Annotated in this window: 11 protein-coding genes and 1 rRNA gene; 4 read left to right on the top strand and 8 right to left on the bottom strand. The window is 34.1% G+C overall.

Going from position 1 to position 20,065, the window contains the following annotated elements; translation table 11 throughout:
* Positions 1 to 180: 180 nt before the first annotated feature.
* The 4 genes from rrf (at position 181) to EMN46_RS06025 (ending at position 4,027) form a co-directional block, all read left to right on the top strand.
* Positions 181 to 291, top strand: a 5S ribosomal RNA gene (gene rrf / locus EMN46_RS06040).
* 798 nt (positions 292 to 1,089) lie between these two features.
* Positions 1,090 to 2,853, top strand: a complete 1,764-nt coding sequence (locus EMN46_RS06035) for an Ig-like domain-containing protein (protein WP_154199781.1) — start codon at positions 1,090 to 1,092, stop codon at positions 2,851 to 2,853.
* A 12-nt stretch (positions 2,854 to 2,865) separates the two neighbouring features.
* On the top strand, positions 2,866 to 3,177 hold the full coding sequence (locus EMN46_RS06030; RefSeq protein WP_154199779.1) for an MTH1187 family thiamine-binding protein: 312 nt from the start codon (positions 2,866 to 2,868) through the stop codon (positions 3,175 to 3,177).
* Between the two features lie 10 nt (positions 3,178 to 3,187).
* Positions 3,188 to 4,027, top strand: a complete 840-nt coding sequence (locus tag EMN46_RS06025; RefSeq protein ID WP_195715193.1) for a DUF3108 domain-containing protein — start codon at positions 3,188 to 3,190, stop codon at positions 4,025 to 4,027.
* A gap of 4 nt (positions 4,028 to 4,031) precedes the next feature.
* Here EMN46_RS06025 and EMN46_RS06020 read toward each other — a convergent pair whose 3' ends face one another.
* The 8 genes from EMN46_RS06020 to EMN46_RS05990 all read right to left on the bottom strand — a co-directional run bounded on the left by EMN46_RS06020 (position 4,032) and on the right by EMN46_RS05990 (position 20,027).
* Entirely contained in the window at positions 4,032 to 5,147 is a 1,116-nt protein-coding gene (locus tag EMN46_RS06020) for a glutaminyl-peptide cyclotransferase (protein WP_154199775.1), read from the bottom strand.
* 127 nt (positions 5,148 to 5,274) lie between these two features.
* Positions 5,275 to 6,750, bottom strand: coding sequence for a cysteine--tRNA ligase (gene cysS, locus EMN46_RS06015; RefSeq protein ID WP_154199774.1), 1,476 nt, complete (start codon positions 6,748 to 6,750; stop codon positions 5,275 to 5,277).
* A 245-nt stretch (positions 6,751 to 6,995) separates the two neighbouring features.
* Positions 6,996 to 9,368, bottom strand: a complete 2,373-nt coding sequence (gene pbpC, locus EMN46_RS06010; protein WP_154199773.1) for a penicillin-binding protein 1C — start codon at positions 9,366 to 9,368, stop codon at positions 6,996 to 6,998.
* A 581-nt stretch (positions 9,369 to 9,949) separates the two neighbouring features.
* A complete protein-coding gene (locus EMN46_RS19880; protein WP_154199772.1) occupies positions 9,950 to 10,087 on the bottom strand; it encodes a hypothetical protein in 138 nt (45 codons plus the stop codon).
* A gap of 165 nt (positions 10,088 to 10,252) precedes the next feature.
* A complete protein-coding gene (locus tag EMN46_RS06000; RefSeq protein ID WP_154199771.1) occupies positions 10,253 to 10,867 on the bottom strand; it encodes a hypothetical protein in 615 nt (204 codons plus the stop codon).
* On the bottom strand, positions 10,860 to 13,739 hold the full coding sequence (locus tag EMN46_RS05995) for a class I SAM-dependent DNA methyltransferase (protein ID WP_154199770.1): 2,880 nt from the start codon (positions 13,737 to 13,739) through the stop codon (positions 10,860 to 10,862). Before EMN46_RS05995 ends, EMN46_RS06000 begins: the two co-directional genes overlap by 8 nt.
* A gap of 496 nt (positions 13,740 to 14,235) precedes the next feature.
* Positions 14,236 to 14,367, bottom strand: coding sequence for a hypothetical protein (locus EMN46_RS20190; RefSeq protein ID WP_255447729.1), 132 nt, complete (start codon positions 14,365 to 14,367; stop codon positions 14,236 to 14,238).
* 71 nt (positions 14,368 to 14,438) lie between these two features.
* A complete protein-coding gene (locus EMN46_RS05990; protein WP_154199769.1) occupies positions 14,439 to 20,027 on the bottom strand; it encodes an alpha-2-macroglobulin in 5,589 nt (1,862 codons plus the stop codon).
* Between the last annotated feature and the right edge of the window lie 38 nt (positions 20,028 to 20,065).

Below are 20,065 nucleotides of genomic sequence, written 5' to 3'. Positions count from 1 at the left end.
GCCACAGATGTAAAGGCAGTGATGTCAAAGTCGAGTGGTACTAATTACCCATAAGCTTATGAATGCAGAAGTCAATGATTGAATTCTGAACAAAACTTACAACTACTTTTTTTTTCAATATGTCTATGATATTTGTTGACAGCTAGTGCACAGCACCAAGCGATAGTTAACTGAAGATTTTCAGGTATCTATAGCAATGGGGTTCCACCTCTTCCCATCCCGAACAGAGAAGTTAAGCCCATTAGCGCCGATGGTACTGCCGAAAGGTGKGAGAGTAGGTCGATGCCAACTTTTAAGCGTCTTATTCCTCAGCGGAGTAAGACGCTTTTTTTATGCCCTAAAGTCAAAAGAAAATTACGATCCCGATAAATATCGGGAAAAAATTACGAATTGAAACTACTTCTGATTCCTGTTGATACTTCCTCCCCAAGACACTATTTTAAGATCGCTAAGCTTAATATCTATGTTGACTTTATAAAGTTTATTCTATCTCCCAACATGATCTCTGGTCTATTGTTATTCTAATTACTCATTATCCATTGATAATTATTGTAATAGGGTTCCACCTCTTCCCTTATTATTCTTGGGAACAAAAAAGTTAATCCGCCTAAGGAGGAGAAGATGGTACTGGCGAAAGGTAGTAGTAGCGAACGCAGAGAGATCATGAACACCTGAAATAGGATGAATGAGTAATAGGTTGAAGCCAACTTTCAAGTGTCTTGTGTCTTACGAAGCAAGGCGCTTTTTTTGTGCCCTAAAATCTGTAATCAATTACGAATTACAAATTAATAATTACGAATTGTTTCTCCCGCAGATTGGGCTGATTTTCGCAGATTTTTTTCCCTGCAGACAAGAGTTCTTAGGTCTATTTCTATCCAAATTATTAACCATTCATTATTAATTTCTTTCCCGCAGATTAAGGAGATTTGCGCAGATATTCTACTGCGACAACTGTATACAGTTATATTTCTTCACCTATTTCTTAATAATTCAAAATTAAAAACCTTTGATATAAGCATTTTGGCTTTATTAACTTATTTTTGTTTTTAATCTTTATAATTTTGTAGATAAATATCAAAACATATCAACTTGAAAGCTTTAACATTTAAATTACTTATTGGATTGTTCATTTCAGCTCTAATTTACTCATGTGCTAACATTGGATATCCTGAAGGTGGACCAAAGGATGAAGAATCTCCTGTAGTAAAACTAACTAATCCCCCTAACTTTTCGACTAAGTTTAAGGGTGGGAAGGTGAACATCTACTTTAATGAATTTGTACAATTAAAAGATATCACTGAGAAGTTTATTGTTTCTCCTCCTTTGGATAAGAAGCCCTCTGTAAATTTACGTGGTGAATCTATTTATGTTGATATGGGCGATAGTTTAAAACCTAATACAACTTATACTCTTGATTTTGCTGATGGTATTGCTGATAATAATGAAGGTAATCCGCTTGGTAATTTTAAGTATGTTTTTTCTACTGGAGATGCACTTGATTCTTTAAATATTCAAGGACATGCTTTAGATGCTTTTTCGAGTTTACCTTTAGAAAAAGTTCAGGTTTTTGCTTATTCTAATCATCAGGATTCCGTTCCTTTAACTATTGTGCCTGATTACGTTGCTTTGACTGATAGTGCAGGACACTTCAGTTTAAGTAATTTAAAAGCTGGAACCTATAAGCTATTTGCCTTAATCGATGGAAACCGGGATTATAAATATAACGGGCCTGGTGAGATTATTGGATTTTTTGATACTTTATTAACACCTACGGCAGAACTTTTTCAAAAGATGGATAGTATTTCGCCTGATTCTTCAGCTTTAAGAACTTATACAGCCTTTAGTCCAGCTGATATTCACATTAATTTATTTGAAGAAGCGAACCCTTTGTTATATCTAACAGATTTTAAACGTCCTCGTAGGGAAAAATTGGAATTTAATTTTTCTTATAAACGAAATGATGATTTAAAGATTAAATTTTTAGAAGTTGAGAGTAATAATAAGAGCTTTTTAGAAGAAAGTAATGTAACTAAGGATTCCTTGTCGTATTGGATTGCAGACTCAAACATCTATAAGTTGGATACCTTGACTGCAGTTCTTAATTATTTTAAAACGGATACGACCAATCAGCTTGTAAACTATACTGATACTTTAAAACTGAATTTTAAAAATCCTAAGAAAGCTAAACAAACAAAAAAACAGGCAAGGAATTCTAAACCTAAAAAACCGATTTATAATTTTAAGTCTAATATAAAATCAACACAGGAGCTTAATAAGATTATTAAATTTGAGTTTAATGAACCATTGGCTCATTATATGCTTGATAGTATTCATCTTGTTAAAATTGTTGATACGTTAGAGGTTGCTGTTCCATTTACTTTCGAAAAAGATACCGCTTTACTTCGTTCTTATCACTTAAATATGAAATTGGAATCAGAAACCCAATATAAATTGGATATTGATTCAGCTACTTTCGAAAATATTTATGGAATAAAAAGTAACGTTTTTAGTCAGAAGTTCAAGACTAAGGAACGTGAATATTATGGAAAAATACTTTTAACAGTTAATCATGTAGAAGGACCAGTCATTATTCAACTTATTGAGAATAACAAATCTGAAAATCTCATTCAGAGTATAAAAATTAATTCTGACCAAATCGTAACTTTTGATTATCTTGAACCTAAAACTTATATCATCAAAGTTATTGAAGATTGGAATGGTAATGGGAAATGGGATACTGGTAATTACAAGTTAAAACGACAACCCGAGACTGTTCATTATTTTAGAAAAGAAATTAAAGTTCGATCTAACTGGGATGTTGAAGAAAATATTGTTTTATCGCCTAAACATTAAAAAAAGAGAATTATGTCAGCACTTTTAGAATTTGCAATTTTTCCTACTGATAAAGGAGATAGCGTTAGTCAATATGTAAGTAAGGTAATTGAAATGATTCGTGAGAGCGGTGTAGATTATCAGTTAACAGCAATGGGAACTCTTATTGAAACTGATACCTTTCCTGAGGCTTTAGATGTAGTGAATAAAGCTAATGCTATTCTTGAACCACATGCTGATCGTGTGTATTGTACTATGACTGTTGATATCCAAAAGAACAAAAGCAATCGTCTTAAGTCGAAAGTAAATTCTATTGAAAGCAAAATTGGTAAGGTTAATCATTAACATTTATAATTTGAAATATCTTCTATTTAGCATCTTACTTTTTTTCTTTCTTGGTCAATTAAAAGCCCAAGAGAATTCTAGTGTTGAGAATTTTGCTTTTCAATCGGGTGAGAAATTGACTTTTAGAGGCTATTATAATTGGGGGTTTTTATGGGTTGCAGCTGGTGAAGTCAAGTTGGAGGTAAAGAATGAATCTTACTCAGGTAAACCGGCATACAAAATAGAAGCTCTCGGAAGAAGTTTAAAGGCTTTTGATTGGTTTTTCAAGCTACGTGACACTATTAGTTGTTATGTAGATACAACCAGCTTAAAACCTTATTATTTTGATAGAAATACGAATGAAGGCGATTATATTGCCCGTCATCAATATTGGTTTGATTATGAAAAGCACGAGATCTATTCAAAAATACAAAAAAGACAGAAGCCAGTAAAGAGAGATACGCTTGAGAATAAACATATAAGTTCTGATATTGTTTCGATAGCCTATTATACTCGCAACTTGGATTTCTCGAAGTATAAAAAGAATGAGAAAATTCCCTTACGTATGTTGATCGATAATGAAGTTCATAATCTATACATTAGATATAAGGGAATAGAGGACGTGAAACTTAAGAGTGGTGAAGTTTACGAGTGTTTGAAATTTTCTCCGATGTTGGTTAAAGGACATCTTTTTCAAGGAGGAGAAGATATGACTATTTGGGTAAGTAATGATATGAATAGAGTTCCTATTATGGTTGAAGCAAAGGTTTTGATAGGAAGTGTAAAAGGCCTTCTTCAATCGTACGAAGGCCTAAGATCAACACGAAACTCTCATTTTAAAAATAGATCTGGAAAAGTAGACGTTGATTAACAATTTAATCAATTTTAATTTCTAGAAGTTTTGACCAACGTTTACCTGTTACAAAAAGACGATTGTTAATCGAATCATAAGCAATACCATTTAGGACATCATCTCCATCTCTAAGTTGACGTTTCTCAGCAGGGCTAATAATATCAGCCAAATTTAAATTGCCTTCAACCTGACCTGTAGCAGGATTAATTACAACAATTTTATCGGTTAGCCATACATTGGCGTAAATTCTACCTTTAATATATTCTAATTCATTTAAAGAGTCTACTTCGCCTTTTTCGTCGTAAACCTCTATCTCCTGAGTTTTGCTGTAGTTTGTTGGATCTATTAAGGTAAGCTTGTTACTACCATCCGATATCACCAATTGGTTATTCATTGTTGTAATACCCCAACCTTCACCATTGGCTGTAGGAGGTCTAAAGAAATCCTTTTGCGAAAAATCTTCTGCACTTATAACAAAAGCTTTTTCTGATCTCCAGGTTAATTCAATAATATTTCCTTTATAGTAAGTAATTCCTTCACCAAAATAATTAGGTTCTAATTGTCTATCAAAAATACTTTTACCTGTTTTAATATCAACTTTTAGAAGTGTTGATTCTCCATATTGTCCAGTTCCTTCGTATAAATATCCATCGTGAAAGAATAAACCTTGAGTGTATGATTTTTTATTGTGAGGGAAGGTGTTTATGATTTTGTATGTTAATTCTTTAGGCGTAATGTTTGATTTAATATTATAATAGGATGAGACATTACCTCTTTTTCCATCTTCATGATAAGCTAAGATTTGAAAATTGTGCTTACCCATCTTTTTCTCATTCGAGATGTGTGAAAAATGCCAAGGTTTTGAAAAGATGGTTTGACTTAATTTCCCATCTACTATCAACTGAAGAGAATCTATTTCCTTTGAATTATTCCTTTTCTTGATTGAAATTTCAATTGTATCTCCTTTGGTATAAAGTTTTCCTCTTTGTGGTTGTTTTAGTTTTAAACTACGGATAAATTCTATAACTTTTACTTCAGGTTGATTTGAAGTTTTTGCAATGCTTTTGTCTGCGCTATTACCATTGCATGCAGAAAGAATAGCAAGGCTTAAAAAGAATATAAGAGATTGAATTTTCATATTTTTAGTTCGATATGATTTAAAAGCTAAGTGGAAGTTAAACGCCAAGCATCAAAGTTAAAATAATGAGGCTAAATTAAGCAAAGGATAAAAAAAGCTGCTCAAAATTAATCGAGCAGCTTTGGTATTATTTAGTGATTTCCCATTCGGAACCCTCTTTTGTATCTTTTATGGTAATTCCGTAACTTTTTAGTTCATCACGAATTTTATCAGCGGTAGCCCAATCTTTATTTTGTTTTGCTTCGTTTCGTGTTGTTAGCAATAAAGAAATCAGCTTGTCTAGAATTTCATTCGCTTCACCATCAGCTTCTTTTTCATCTTTCAAACCAAGAACATCATAAACTAAATCGGTATAAAGTTTCTTAAGATCTTCAAGTTGTTCTGCAGTGATTTGCTCTTTGCCTGCTGCTAAAGAGTTGATCATTTTTACACCATCGAAAAGATGAGCAATAAGAATTGGTGTGTTAAGGTCGTCGTTTAAAGCTGCATAAGCTTTTGTCTTAATATCTTCGACATTAACAGTTGATTCCTTGCTATCTTTAATTTTACTAAGCGTTGCAACGGCTGCCATTAGTCGATTAAAACCTTTTTCGGCTGCCTTAAGTGCATCGTTTGAGAAATCTAATTGACTACGGTAGTGTGCTTGTAAAATGAAGAAACGAATCGTCATTGGACTATATGCTTGCTCCAATACATCGTTATCGCCAGAGAACAGTTGATCAAGCGTAATAAAATTACCCAATGATTTCCCCATTTTCTGACCATTAATGGTGATCATGTTATTGTGCATCCAGTAATGAACAGCTTCGTGACCATGAGCACCTGTTGATTGTGCAATTTCACATTCGTGATGTGGAAACTGTAAATCTAATCCACCGCCATGAATATCGAATTCAGCACCCAAATATTTTTGGCTCATTGCCGAACATTCAAGATGCCATCCTGGAAAACCATCGCTCCATTTTGAATGCCAACGCATGATATGTTCTGGACTCGCTTTTTTCCAAAGTGCAAAGTCAAAGCTATTTTTCTTTTCGCTTTGCCCATCTAGTTCACGCGTATTTGAGATAAGATCTTCAATTTTTCTTCCAGAAAGCTTACCGTAATCGTATTGCTTGCTGTATTTTTCTACATCGAAGTAAACCGAACCATTGCTTTCGTAGGCAAAACCATTTTTAAACAAATCATCAATAAGCTCCATTTGTTCAATGATATGTCCAGAAGCGCGAGGTTCAATACTTGGTTTAAGAACATTAAGATCGTCCATGTTTTTGTGGTAGCGATCCGTATAATATTGAGCAATTTCCATTGGCTCCAATTCTTCTAAACGAGCTTTCTTTGCAATTTTATCTTCTCCTTCGTCAGCATCGTTTACTAGGTGTCCTACATCGGTAATATTACGAACGTAACGCACTTTGTAACCAGAATGCTTTAAAAATCGGAATAGTATATCGAAAGTGATTGCTGGACGAGAGTGACCTAAATGAGCATCACCATAAACAGTAGGACCACATACGTATAAGCCAACATGTCCAGGGTTAATAGGCGTAAACAGCTCTTTTTTTCGGCTGAGTGTATTGTAAATCTGCAAATTATTTTTCATCCGTTTATAATTTAATATTTTGGTCGGATGTAAGCCGCCCAATTAATCGTTGTCTTGTGTGATAAAACTTTTCTTATGGTTCGTTTCATCCTCATTATATTTAAATATCAGCATTTTAACTTGTTGATATACTTCTAAAATTAAACAAAAGAATGATTAATTTCTTTTGAGAGTGTAAAATTATAAAAAATTATGGCTTGCAGGTCTCATTATTTGCAATAAAAGTCGTCGGAATAGCTGGTTAACTACTTTTCACTCAACAAGACTTCAAAATTTCTTGTTATCAGTACGCCTTTATCATCAATTAAAGTGAGTGTGTGTTTACCCAATCCGGTAACGACTTCTTTTTTGTGTACGCCTTTTGTGCTTCCAATATACTTATTATCGATATGCCAATAAATAGTAGAACTTGCTGTGCTATGTGCGGCTTGAAAGACCGTTCGTTCTAGGATTCCACCAAAGTTTTTAGGGATAAAAAGGCGCGCATTATTTTTTGGATAAATGATATCAATACTTTCATTATCTGAACTCATACAGCCTTCTAAAAAGGGCGGTTGAGATTGATATAAGGGATTTTTTCTTTGATAATACCATTCCATTGCTGGAGGTAAAATCATATACGATTTCTGAATCATATCGTTTACACGGTAACAATTGGCATTAACTCTATATTGCCCAGTTTTGTCTAAGTTTATTTGTTTACAATAGGGACAAACTTCTGTTCGTTCTCCCGAAATGGCAACATCTAAACTATCTATTTCACTGCAATTGAATGAGGCTTTATAGCCACTCTTTTTACAGACAGCTATTTTTACCATATCGTCGTATGGTTTTTCGAACCAAGTGCTAGATGGTAGCGATTTAAAAATATCGAATAAAATGGGTGCAGCTGTAGCACCTCCTATTAAGCCGGGACGTCCTTCGCCATCGGCATTGCCAACCCACACAGCAACCACATATTGGGGCGTAATACCAACCGACCAAGCATCCCTATGACCAAAGCTGGTGCCTGTTTTCCATGCAATTTTTCGCGATGATTTATATAAGTTCCAATTGACACCATCCACAGGTCTATTCATTTCTTTAAGGGCATCGAAGGTATGATAAACGGGTGCAGCTCCCATCAAATCGTTGAAGGATTTATTTTTAATTGTGTAAGTGAATGACGATTTATAAGAAGCTGGAAAATACAAATCAGGTGAATATTCTGAGCTCCCTTCAGTATAGAATTGCAACATTCGACTAAGGCTCGCATAAGCGCTTCCCAAATCCCATAAATTAACTTCTGCTCCGCCCAATATTAAACTTAAGCCATAATTATCGGCCGATCGGTTAATACTTGTGAAGCCAAGTTCTCTTAGCTTATTTCTAAATTTATCGACACCATATTTCTGAAGCATTAATACGGCAGGAATATTTAAGGATCTTGCCAATGCGTCGCTAGCTTTTACTGCTCCATCGTATTTTTTATTGAAATTTTTTGGTGCATAGCCCGATATTTGAGTCGGAATATCGGGTAATAAGCTGTGTGGTAAAACCTGCGATTCTTTTATCATTAAGGAATAAAGAAATGGTTTGAGTATGCTTCCCGAGCTACGGTTGCTAGTAATTAAATCGACCTGATGGCCTGAATGAATATCTACGCCTGGTGTATTGCCGACATAGGCCAGTGCTTTTCCGGTTTTCACCTCAATAATTAAGGCTGCGGCATTTTGAATCTGATTTTCTCTTAGTCGTTCGTAATGTTGTTTAATAATTCGATTAGTGGATTTTTGAATATGAATATCGATACTTGTCTTTATCGATTTGCCTTGTTGCCCATCATTTATGGCTCGTGTTAATAGGTTAGGGGCTAACTGTGGTAAAGCTTTTGGTTTTTGTGGTAACCCTTCGGCCTTAGCCAATTCACAGGTTAGGTCATCGATAATGTCATTTTTAGCCAACTTATTGAGTAATCGATTTCTTTTTGCTAATAATATTTCATGATTTTTTCCTGGATAAATTAATGATGGCGAGTTGGGAAGGACAGCTAAAGTTGCCGTTTCTCCCCAGGATAATTTGCTCGATGTACGTCCATAATATCGCCAAGAGGCTGTTTCTAATCCCACAACATTGCCTCCAAATGGCGCATGAGATGCATATAGATTTAAAATCTCTTTCTTAGAATAAGATAACTCCAACCTAATTGATAGAATAAATTCGATTAACTTTTGATACAAATTCCTTTGCTTCCCATTGCGACTCATACGAATAAGTTGCTGGGTAATGGTACTACCGCCACTAACGATATGATTTGCCGTAATATTTTGAACCAACGCCCTACCAATGGCGATAGGATTTACGCCAGGATGATAATAAAAATATTGGTCTTCGAAATGTAGGAGTGCTTGCTCGTATTTATAGGGAATACTATCGCTTGCAGGGAATCGCCATTGCCCATCAGGAGCAATTTGAGCTGCCAACAATTCATTATTTTTATCGAAAAGTAAGCTTGAATAGGGCGTTTTAAAAATGGGTTGGGGCAAGCTAAACCAAAACCAAATCAATAGAATAATACAAGTCCCCAACTTAATAAGGTTAGGTCGTTTTAAGAATGTTTTTAGTGATAAGGGTTTCATTTATTATTTAGCCTTTTATTGATCCTATCGAAGCACATCTTTTTAAGTTGTCCTTTCAGGACGCAAATTACATTTTGTATTTTTCAATTACCCAAGCCGTTGCCTTTGGGCTAAAATAAGTTGCCACTTTGTGGCGAAAAAGGAAAAGATTTATTATCGTTTTTCCAAAGGAATTCATCTTGTTTTCTAACTTGATGAAGTTGGAAATTGAAACCAAATAATGATTGTATTCCTTGCCTTTGGGCTAAAATAAGTTGCCACTTTGTGGCGAAAAAGAAAACGATTTACTATCTTTTTTCCAAAAACAATCCATTTTGTATTCTAACTTGGTGAAGTTGCAACAAAACCTTAATTGTCTGTTTTTTTTTTGCGGGCTGAAAGCCCATATTAATTCAGCCCGAGGCCGTAGCCTCGGGATTAGTTGTAGATGATGTTATACGCACTGAAAGTGCAGGTTAATTACATAATTACCTATAAAGAAATTATAAGTGGCTTATTATCTTTGTACAGATTAAAAACTGCTCCATTAATACTAAAACCTATTTTTAATCTACATTCAATTTCTTTTCCGTTTTCAGATATTATAAAACCATGGTCACCACCAAAAAAGATCTTTTTTCGGATATAATTTTATTATTAACCTTAATTGTTTCTTTTCCTAGAAAGGAATTATGGACTTCAATTGTATTTCCTTCTAGATAAATTGTTGTGAATTTCATATTGATTTTTTTGTTGTTGGCTAGAATGGTGGCAATATGGCATAAAGTGTATTGCGAGTGATTCATTATCAAACCGAGATGAAGTTGAAACAGGCTTAAACCGCCCCAGTTAAGCACTTCACCGCATTTTGCTATATTGCGTGTTGGTGTTTCGTTGTTTTTGGATTACTTCATTTTAAATTCAAAAAACAAATGATAGATATTAATTGCGTTTCTACCTACTCGGTTATGTGAAGAAACAAAAGATGTATTTACCTTATCTGTTTTTGAACGTACAAAATCATTATCAGTATAACTTTCTTTCTGACATTTCTCCTTTAATGATGAACATATGCTATTTATATCTCCTGCCACAACAAACCCTATCATTCCGGCATAAGATTCATTTTCAGCGTAGTCTTTATTTATAAAACGATATAATCCCTCATTAATATACTGAGAACTTGCACTTTTTAGTCTTTTGCATTCAACTATATATTCACATCCTGAAAGTGCAAAAGACAAATCTGTTCTGCCTAAATCATCTTCATTCTTAAATACCCACTTTTCCCAATTAACAAATAGTATGTTTTTATTTATTAAATCTTTTAACAATTTGCTATCGTAATAAAAATCGTGTATAAATCTATCTCTAATATCATTTTCAATACCCACATTTTTATCTATACGTTCGTATGAATCATTTATGGATTTAATGAAAAGATTTTCAATCAGATCTTGCTTTGATTTGAACCCAAGTATACTTAAACCAAATCGTATAAATTGATTTTTTTTATTCATGGGTATCAGGAAGGTTTGAGAATAATAAATCAATTTCTTCTTTGGCATCTTTATATGCCTGACGTTTAGTCCAGTCTTTATACTGGTTGCTTTTTATAAGATAAAAATGTGAAGGTTCATAAAGTTTTATTTTTTCTTCCTTTAGTAGTTTATCCGTTTCTGTTAACTGATTATTCTTTACAAATTGTAATACCTGTAACGAATTATCTTGCTCAAGATTCTTTTCTGCTTTCTTTTCTACTATAGAGATTTTAATAATTGCACCAATATTTGTTGAAATACTATAAGCAGCATTTAAGGTATGGTTGGCAGATAAAATAAGTTCGAAGGATTCTTTGAATGCTTCAAAATATACCTGAACATCTCTGGATTGTACAAATTTTAACTTATCACTTGCTCGTTCTACATTTACTTGATAGAATTCGTTAATTATTTCTCTTTCGTAATCGGTTAATTCGTAAAGGTTGTAGATTATTTCATCAAGTTTTCTTTCTAATTCATTAACACTATCATGTTTTGATTCGATATCTAAAATTATATTTTCAATTTTTTTTTGATACTCTTTTGAAAGAATTTTAAATGGTAGATTTTTAGTATCAACATTACGAATTGATTCTCTTTTACCTTCTCCAATACCCCATTGCGATGAAATATGATATAAATAAAAGCTAAACAATTTTGAGTTTAATAATCCTAAGTATGCTTTTCCTATTTGGAATAATTCATTATCTGTTTTTTTTAGTTTAATTGAGATGATATTGTCCTTATGTAAAGTTTCTTCATTTAACATAACACCTCTGATTTGAAACAAATCCTTTTTTAATGGACGTACTGGAAAAATTAATCTATTTCCATTGAAAACTTTAAAATCAGTTCTTCTTCTAACTTTTTGATTCCAATTAAATTGAGATAGTTTATTTATTATCTTATAACGTACAAAGTCATTAGGTTCAATTAATTTGATCAATTGAAGTGTTCCATATAATTCTTCAACTTTACTGGGTTGGAAGCCCACTCTAGATTCAACTATAAGATTCTTTTGATTTGAAAGTTTGATTAATAATTTATTGGTTTCAATATTTCCTTTTACTAAAACTCTCCATAGAATATCACTATCAATAAACTTAGATTTATTAACAGAAAAAGACTCATTATTAGTATGCTGGATTATTTCGAAATGCTCTGCTAGTTTTGTTAGTTTTGGAGCTATATAATTAATTTTATAATTGGAATTATCAATATTGGGTCTATACATTACGATAGCACATGGCTCACTTGCTCCAATCTCAATATTTACTTTAGGAGACTTAAACGTTCTTTTCCGAAAAAGAATTTTATTGTAATTAGAAAGTTCATAGAATGTTCCTAATTTATTTTTTTCGATAAACTCTTTTCTGAAATCAACTGCTTTGTCATTTAAAAAAATAGAATTCTTAACTATCATTACAATGTTAGTTTCAGGCTTTTGCCAGCGTTCCACTCTTCTTAAGAATGCTTGTGATCTTTCGTAGTCAGCAACTTGATTATATTCAGGATAAGCTCCTGATTTATTATCAATAGCTGCACGTTCAGCTAGATGCTCTTCTGTTTTATCATCAGGAACTGACCCCCACGGTGGATTTGATACAATGAAATCAAATGTATTATTCTCAAAAACATTTTCGTAAATTGTATTGGCATGCATCAATGTATTGTCAATAAGACTTGGAAGAATGGGGTGTGAGTTCTCTATCTTATTGCGAATAAAATCAGGAGATTCATCTTCAAGCAAAGCAAGATATAAGCTAAAAGCAGTAATTTGCAAGGCATCGCTGTCAACATCAACACCCCACAATTGTTTTTGAAGGATTTGTTTTTTTTCATCGAATGATAAACGACTTTTATCTAAATTTTGAGCCTGAGCATCCCTGATTATTTTAAAACTTTGAACAAGAAAAGCACCTGATCCCACTGCAGGATCAAAAACTGTAAGAGATAGATTCTCTTTTACCTTTTCTTTCAAGCTTTGAGAAAGCATAAAGTTCACCACAAACGAAGGAGTATAATAGACCCCTTTCCCTTTTTTTGTATTATTATTTAAAAATGCTTCATAAACGTGACTGATAAGCTGAATAGGGATATTGTCAAACTGATATGGAAATAATGTTCCTTGTCCGCTTTGGTAATCTGTTGTGAAAAATAAATGTATTTTATTTAAATAATTCTCATGAATATCATCTACCGTTAGCCTTGTTCCTCCAAAAACATCTCCGTTAATCTTGCATACTTCACTAAAGGCATCAATAAGCCTGTCATCAGATTTACTTGCTAAAATTTCAGATAAGTAATTTGAAGAAAAGATTCCTCTGTCTTCCAAATATTTTACAAACAAACATCTTAATATGATTAAATGAACTACCTGTTCATTTCCATTGTCTAATAAATCATTACGTAAGGCTATGAGATTTAAAAGCAGATCTTTATCAACCTCTTGTTTTTTACGTTGTTTTTGTTGAATGAATTGGTGAAAATATGAGGAATCAATATAACTTTTTGAGATTAATTCAATATCAATATTCTCATATCCTGTAGAATTAATGCCATAATTAAAAGATTCAATGCTTTGAACAATACCCTTTTGAGGTTTCTTCTTGCAATCAATAATATAGGTTTTTTCTAAACCTACAGCAACAAATACATTATCAACATTTCTATTCCATAACCGAAGATGTTGGTCGAATATATCCTCATCATTCTTTATTAGAATGTATTTTATTGAAGAAATACTTTTGTCTGGAGAATAACTAAAAGTATTTTCACATAAAAAACTTGAAAATTCAGCAACTGTGAATCCCAAGTTAATCAGGTATTTATGAAAATTATTTTTAGTCATTTCTTTTCTTTCAAAGATAATCGAATAATCTTTTCTTTAAAACTTTATAATCATTATATCTAGCAATACTGTCTTTTATAATGAACGCCAACGTAAAAGTGTTTTATCCTTTCGTTTGTCGAAGTTAACAAAAAAAGAGAATGGAGGATTATCTACATTCTCATTTCTGCAGGGTATACAACAAACAAATAAAGTTCATATCATATCTTTCAATATTGTCCCTCCCTTTCTAATTTCTACGCTTACTGTTAGCAGTGTATTATCCAAAAACAAAAGGCCTCTCATGTCTGAAGCCCTTTGTCAGTTGCTAAACCAACTCGTTTGAATTTATTATTTTTTTCGTTTTGGCGGCTTTAAGGACGGTGTGTTTCCAGGTGTGTCTTTGTTGTCTCGTTGACGCTTGTCTGGTTTCCCTGTTGAATCTGCAATTCTTTTTGGCCCTGGTTTAAGTGGCATAATTTTCGTTTTTTTTAGTTAACACTATATTGTATGTACTTTAGACTAATTTGGTGTCTGGCTCGTTTGTTTTACGACGACGTTTAACCAATTCGTTATTATTATTATTATCAATCAACTCCGCAATTGTTTTGGCCGTAGCCTCGTAAATGCCAAGGTTTACCTTAGCCATGGTATTCACATTACTTACTAAGTTTGTATCCCCTCGGTTTAATCCTTTTATTTTATCGTATCACTTTCTGTCTAGTTAACAGCAGTTGCTTTAACAGACATTGGCGAAACCACTTCCACCCATTGGCCTGCTTTGCTAGCGTTTATGTCATTATCGTACATGGCTTCGCAATACACGGTTGGTAAGTAAAATTTGCCCAAGTAAGCTGCATTTAATATCACCTTAAAGGTTTTCGTATTGTTTTTATCTATATCGAAATAGGTATAAACTCTATCGTCTCTTATATCCTGATAGCGTGCTTTATCGCCAGAATCTGTTGTGGTATTATCCTCCATTCTAAGGTTTCGAATTTCCCAACCCGATGGGAATATTTGAGTCAATGCCATTTCTTTATAATCGACCTTAATACCTGGATGCGATATTTTTACTTCAGCAACAAAATCGGTTCCTTGCTCCAAACTGCTTGGGTTTAGTTTTTCGCCACTTAGCGTATAGTAGTTTACCTGCATTTTTAAATTACTTGCCGACGAAGTAGAGTCGCCAAGCAAAGGAATACCTTCCAATTGTAGCTTCACAAATAAAACCTGATCACTCTTATTCGTTACCTTTATTTCGTGTGAGTTGATGGCATCAATAGCCAATTCTGTTTGCGAAATAGGCGATTTTGTTTTTATGCGTTTAGCTTTTTTGTTATCAACAGAAAACTCATATTTTAAGTCAGCTTTCTCGTCACCGACACCCACAAACTTCGATATGGCTAAAAGAGAATAAGCCGTTGTTTGGGTACTCATCCATTTATCCGAAGATAATTTATCGGCCAAATCATCGAGAACAGTCTTCGCTTTTACTTTGTTATGCATCAGCACAAGCGTTTCTAAAATCATTGCCTGATCGCGCTCCGAACTTCCGTAGGAATAGGACATTTCGTTGTAATCTCTTACGCTAACATCTAAATTCGAAACAATCTCTTTGGCTACATTTTCGCGACCAGCTAACTGATAAGCTGCCGCCAATCGCCAACGAGATACGCTAGCTAGATTCTTCATTTCTCGCATTCTGTTCATGGCTCCAAGTGCTGGTTTTCCAGCTAATGCTAGTGTATAAAGTCTATACGATTGAATCAATTGATCGCTACGGTAATGGTATGTATTACTATTATTTGAAGTCCAACCGTTGGCACGTTGAGTTTGGTACGAAATCCATTTTGTTAAAAATCCGATAGGTAATTGGTAACCTTGCGCCTTGGCTTCTAACATAAAATGACCGGCGTAACTGGTTCCCCAATCATTAGGATGCTCGTTGTACGAATCTGGCCAGTAAGTCATGCCTCCATTAGTCAATTGGAATTTCTTTAAACGCTTAATGCCTTTACGGATATTGTCTTCAATCGTCTGTTTTCTCTCTTCGCTTATATCCATCAATTTTGCCAAATGCAATTGAGGAAATACCGCCGATGTGGTTTGTTCTATGCAACCGTGTGGATATTGAATTAAATAGTCAAGACGTTGTCCCAAGTTAATAGCTGGTATTCTTGAAACCTCTAGAATGCTTTTGTTGGTTCCTTTAACACCAATGGCTTTAAAATTCTCAGTCCAAGTTTTACCAGGTTCAATGGCATATTCCATCACTTTGTGAATAGAAGGATTTGGCAAACGAACATCTAACTCGACAGGATATTCAGCGCGTTCGTTACCGCTTGTTGCAATAATTTTCACTTTACCGATACCAATGTTTTCGCTCAACTGTAAATCGAAGTAAACCATTTGTTCGCCTTGTCTTTCGAATTTCAAATTTTGCGACTTGCTGCCTTTAATCTTAAATAAATCATTCGTTTCTAAACTGACTTTTACATTTTTGATATCGTCTTTCATTGTAAAAATAGTAACAGGCAATCTTAAGCTTTCGCCTGGACCTACTACACGAGGCAATGTACCTAATACCATTAATGGCTTTTTCACAGGGCAAACCTTCTGAGTTTTTCCGTAGGCACCATTGTTACCTGCAACGAGCATTACTTTTACCGAACCAATATAATTGGGCATGGTAAATTCATGCGTATTCGATCCTGATTCCAACTCGATAGGACCAATAAATTTGACCACTGGTTTAAAACGGTTTGCTTTTTTGCCGCCTTCATTTCCTAAGTCTTCATCGCCACCAAGAGCTAATAATCCCGACATTTCGCCAGAGTATGCGCCCAACACATATTTATACATGTCCCAAGTTTTAACGCCTAGAGCTTCTTTGGAATAAAAATTATTCCATGCATCAGGTGTGTTATATCGAGTAAGATCCAATAAACCTTCGTCGACAATAGCGAGCGTGTAGGTCATTTTTTTACCAGCGGCTTCCTTTACAGTAACTTTGAACTTCTCTTCAGGTCGCAGCTCATCATCCATCTCGATGATTGGATTAAGATGCGTTTGTGGATCTTCAACACTAATGAGTTCCACGCCATATAAACGTATTGGTAAATCATTATCAACCTGTTTGTATGGCTGTATGTAGGATACATGAATATACACGTTTGGCGACATGGCTTCTGTGGCTTCAAAACTAAAACTATTGTTTTCTTTTGATGTTTCTACCCAGAATAGCTTTTCAACCTTATCACCCGATTCAATACTAACTAAAACTTTACCTTTCGATTTGGTTGGTAATTGAACCTTAACCTGATCGCCTACTTTATATTTCTTTTTATCGGTGCTAAAGCTTAACATTTCTGCTCCACCAGGTGTATTGCTCGATGATTGATTCCACCAACCTTTATAACTCGTATAAAAAGTTTTTCCCGATGAATGTCCGCTTTCTACATCGGTAATACGAATGAATTTACGTCCCCAAGTTTCGGTTCCTAAATTCAATTCATACATGGCTTTGCCATTTTTCGTACTCACATGTCCTGTGTAAATCAAATTACTACTTTGATTCCTCACATAGCGCGAAAGGTCATCACTTGAGCTATTGTCCCACCACCATCTCCATTGAATTTCGAAGATCTCAATTTTAATGTCTTTTTTACTCACTGGAGCTCCAAATTGATCGACGGTTACAATAGGAATCAAATTGCTTTCGTTAGAATATAAAGCATCATTCCAACCTTTTCCTTTCGGGATTTTAAAACCAACATAACTATTAAAAGGTGAGTAGGGCATGCTGTAAATATCAGTACTAAAGTCGCCACCTTTTTCAAATGCTCGGGTTTTGAATTTTGCCTTTAGCATACCAGGTGCATTTCGCTTTATATTAAGCTTAAAGTTTAATTTAGCATGACCATCATCATTCACTTTCCCATTAAAAATGGTCTGTTCGTGTGAGTCAAATTCCTTTGAATTATCATCGAACATATAGCCTTGGTAAGCCTTGAATTGGGTTTTTTGAGCCTCTAAGCTTAGATTAACATCAGCTTGTAAATTGCTTGCCACAGCACCGTGTAGCCAATTAATTTGCAAATCGCCAGTATTGGTTGCTTTAGCGTTTAAAACTTTGTTTGGAAAGTCAAGCTTAATTTTAAGACGATTGGGCTTAACTGTTTCTATTTTAATTGTTTTGCTAAAAGTAGCACCACCAATTTTCACTTTTGCTAACCAATTTCCTGTTGGAGAATCGGGATCGGTAGCTGTTCTAAAATCGTAAAATCCATTGACCGAACTTGTTTTTACCTTACGTTGAAAGAGTTGATTATCTGGTGAATATAAATCGAAAACAACAGGGTGATCTTTTGGTAAAAATTGATTTTTATCTTCGAGAATAAAAGACACAAATAATGAATCTCCTGGACGCCAAACGCCTCGTTCTCCGTAAATAAAACCTTTTACACCATTGGGTGTTTCACCACCCGAAACATTAAACATACTTAAGGACAGAGCTGAGCCATCGTCAAGTTTTAAATAACCGACCTGTTTGTCTTTGCGAGCAATTAATAAAAAAGGTTTTTTATCAGTGTTAACTTCGTATAAACCTTCGGCATTGGTTTTGCCTTTGGTAATGAGCTGATTTTGAAAATTGTATAATTCTATATCAACATCAGCTAGCTTATTGGTTGATACAATATCTGTAACAGCGACCCAAAGTTTGCCACCATCGCCACCTTTAGCAATAATTCCTAAGTTTGAAGCCAGTACATTTCGTTCAATCGAATGATTGTTTCTTAGATAATAAGATTCTTTACAGGGATCATCTTGTTCAGAATATCGAAAGCCATCATCGTAGTCGTAATAATTGTTATAATAATCTGAAGGGCTATCGTACGATTTCAGTTCAGAATCTTCTACAAACAGATCCTTCTGTTCTTTCTTTTTTTCAGAATCAGCACATGGATATAGAGATTGAGACATATCGAAACTGATATGAACGCGATAAATAGCGCCAGGTTCAGTAGCTATCATCTCTGATAAATCTAATGAGAATGTATTCCACGTAGAATAATCGATATTTTTTTCAGATATCAAAGGCACTGCTTTTTTATATATAATGCGTCCCCATCGTTTAATTTCATAACTGCCTGAATACTGATTTTCTTGAAGGAAATAGGGAATGTTGTTTTCAAAAATCTTAATGACTTTTACATTCACAGCACTTAAATTGACAGCCTTAAATGGAAAAATTAAACCATTGGCGTTTGGAATAATAACACCATCGCCAATTAGCTCAACATTGGGTTTAATGCTTGTAAAAGTGATTTCTTTTTGGAATTCTTTTTTTAGTTGATATCCATTAGAGTTTCGAATGCCTGTTTCAACAATAAGGACGCTTTCACCTATTAATCTCTCTTTGGGATATAGGGTAACCGTATTTTTATTGATTTCCAATCGGATACTATTGCCTGATTTTAATCTTATTAATCCTTCTAAATCTTGATCCTGCTCCAAAGGGTCCGAAAAGAATAACTGAACACTTTGTTCAGGCGTTTGATTTACATGGGTAGAACTCACTTTAAAATCTCCCAAAGGTGGTATTTCAATGGTTTTTTCACCATTTTCTTCTACTCCAAGCTTGGAACCATCCCATTGACAAATTAATTCAGATCTTTTTTCGCCTCGTTTTAAACCGTCTATTGTAAATTGATGTACCGTTCCTTTCGCATTATGTTCCCATCTAATATTAAGTTTCGATCCATTTTGACTTGCTGAAAGAATTGATTCTACTTCAGAATTTGTAGCTATATCTGCTGTTAATATTTTTCCTTCTTGCTTTTGAATTTCGAGATTAGAATTTTCAGAGGCACTCATTCCTCCAAAACTGACAATCATGCTTTGATTTTTGACTTTGAATGTAGACTTGAATAGTTGAAGGTTTTTTGAGACAGTTAAAAGCTTACCCAACTTAAATTCGAATTCGTAATCTTGTCCCGATTTTAAATGTTTTGAAGGTCTAAATTCAATCGTCTTCCGGTCGAGCCACCAGGCTTCTCCTTTTATTGATGGCGAAAAGGAAAATAAATCACCTTTAACTTTAGTATCTTCAACATCTTCAGTTACGGCATCCCTTAAAATAATTCTGATATTGGCATCCTTAGAAACGATACCAGAGGTGTATCCAACTATGTGAGCCGAAAATGCAGGATCTGCCTGAGTTGGTTTGGTTGTTTTCTTATCATTACATTGTGTAAATACTATTAGGCTTAGTAATAGAACTAGAAATGAGTGAAATCGTTTCATAAAGGAGTAAGTTGTAATTAAGATGTAGTTATTCTTGA

The organism is Ancylomarina sp. 16SWW S1-10-2, assembly GCF_009669305.1.
In the GTDB taxonomy this organism is placed as follows: domain Bacteria; phylum Bacteroidota; class Bacteroidia; order Bacteroidales; family Marinifilaceae; genus Ancylomarina.
Note: the sequence above shows the minus strand (reverse complement) of the source record. Positions and strands in the feature narration are given on the sequence as shown.

Excerpts from the sequence above, each read along its gene's own strand:
- EMN46_RS05990 (WP_154199769.1), bottom strand. The coding sequence starts at position 20,027 with ATGAAACGATTTCACTCATTTCTAGTTCTATTACTAAGCCTAATAGTA.
- EMN46_RS06020 (WP_154199775.1), bottom strand. The coding sequence starts at position 5,147 with ATGAAAATTCAATCTCTTATATTCTTTTTAAGCCTTGCTATTCTTTCT.
- cysS (WP_154199774.1), bottom strand. The coding sequence starts at position 6,750 with ATGAAAAATAATTTGCAGATTTACAATACACTCAGCCGAAAAAAAGAG.
- pbpC (WP_154199773.1), bottom strand. The coding sequence starts at position 9,368 with ATGAAACCCTTATCACTAAAAACATTCTTAAAACGACCTAACCTTATT.
- EMN46_RS06000 (WP_154199771.1), bottom strand. The coding sequence starts at position 10,867 with ATGAATAAAAAAAATCAATTTATACGATTTGGTTTAAGTATACTTGGG.
- EMN46_RS19880 (WP_154199772.1), bottom strand. The coding sequence starts at position 10,087 with ATGAAATTCACAACAATTTATCTAGAAGGAAATACAATTGAAGTCCAT.
- EMN46_RS05995 (WP_154199770.1), bottom strand. The coding sequence starts at position 13,739 with ATGACTAAAAATAATTTTCATAAATACCTGATTAACTTGGGATTCACA.
- EMN46_RS20190 (WP_255447729.1), bottom strand. The coding sequence starts at position 14,367 with ATGGCTAAGGTAAACCTTGGCATTTACGAGGCTACGGCCAAAACAATT.
- EMN46_RS06030 (WP_154199779.1), top strand. The coding sequence starts at position 2,866 with ATGTCAGCACTTTTAGAATTTGCAATTTTTCCTACTGATAAAGGAGAT.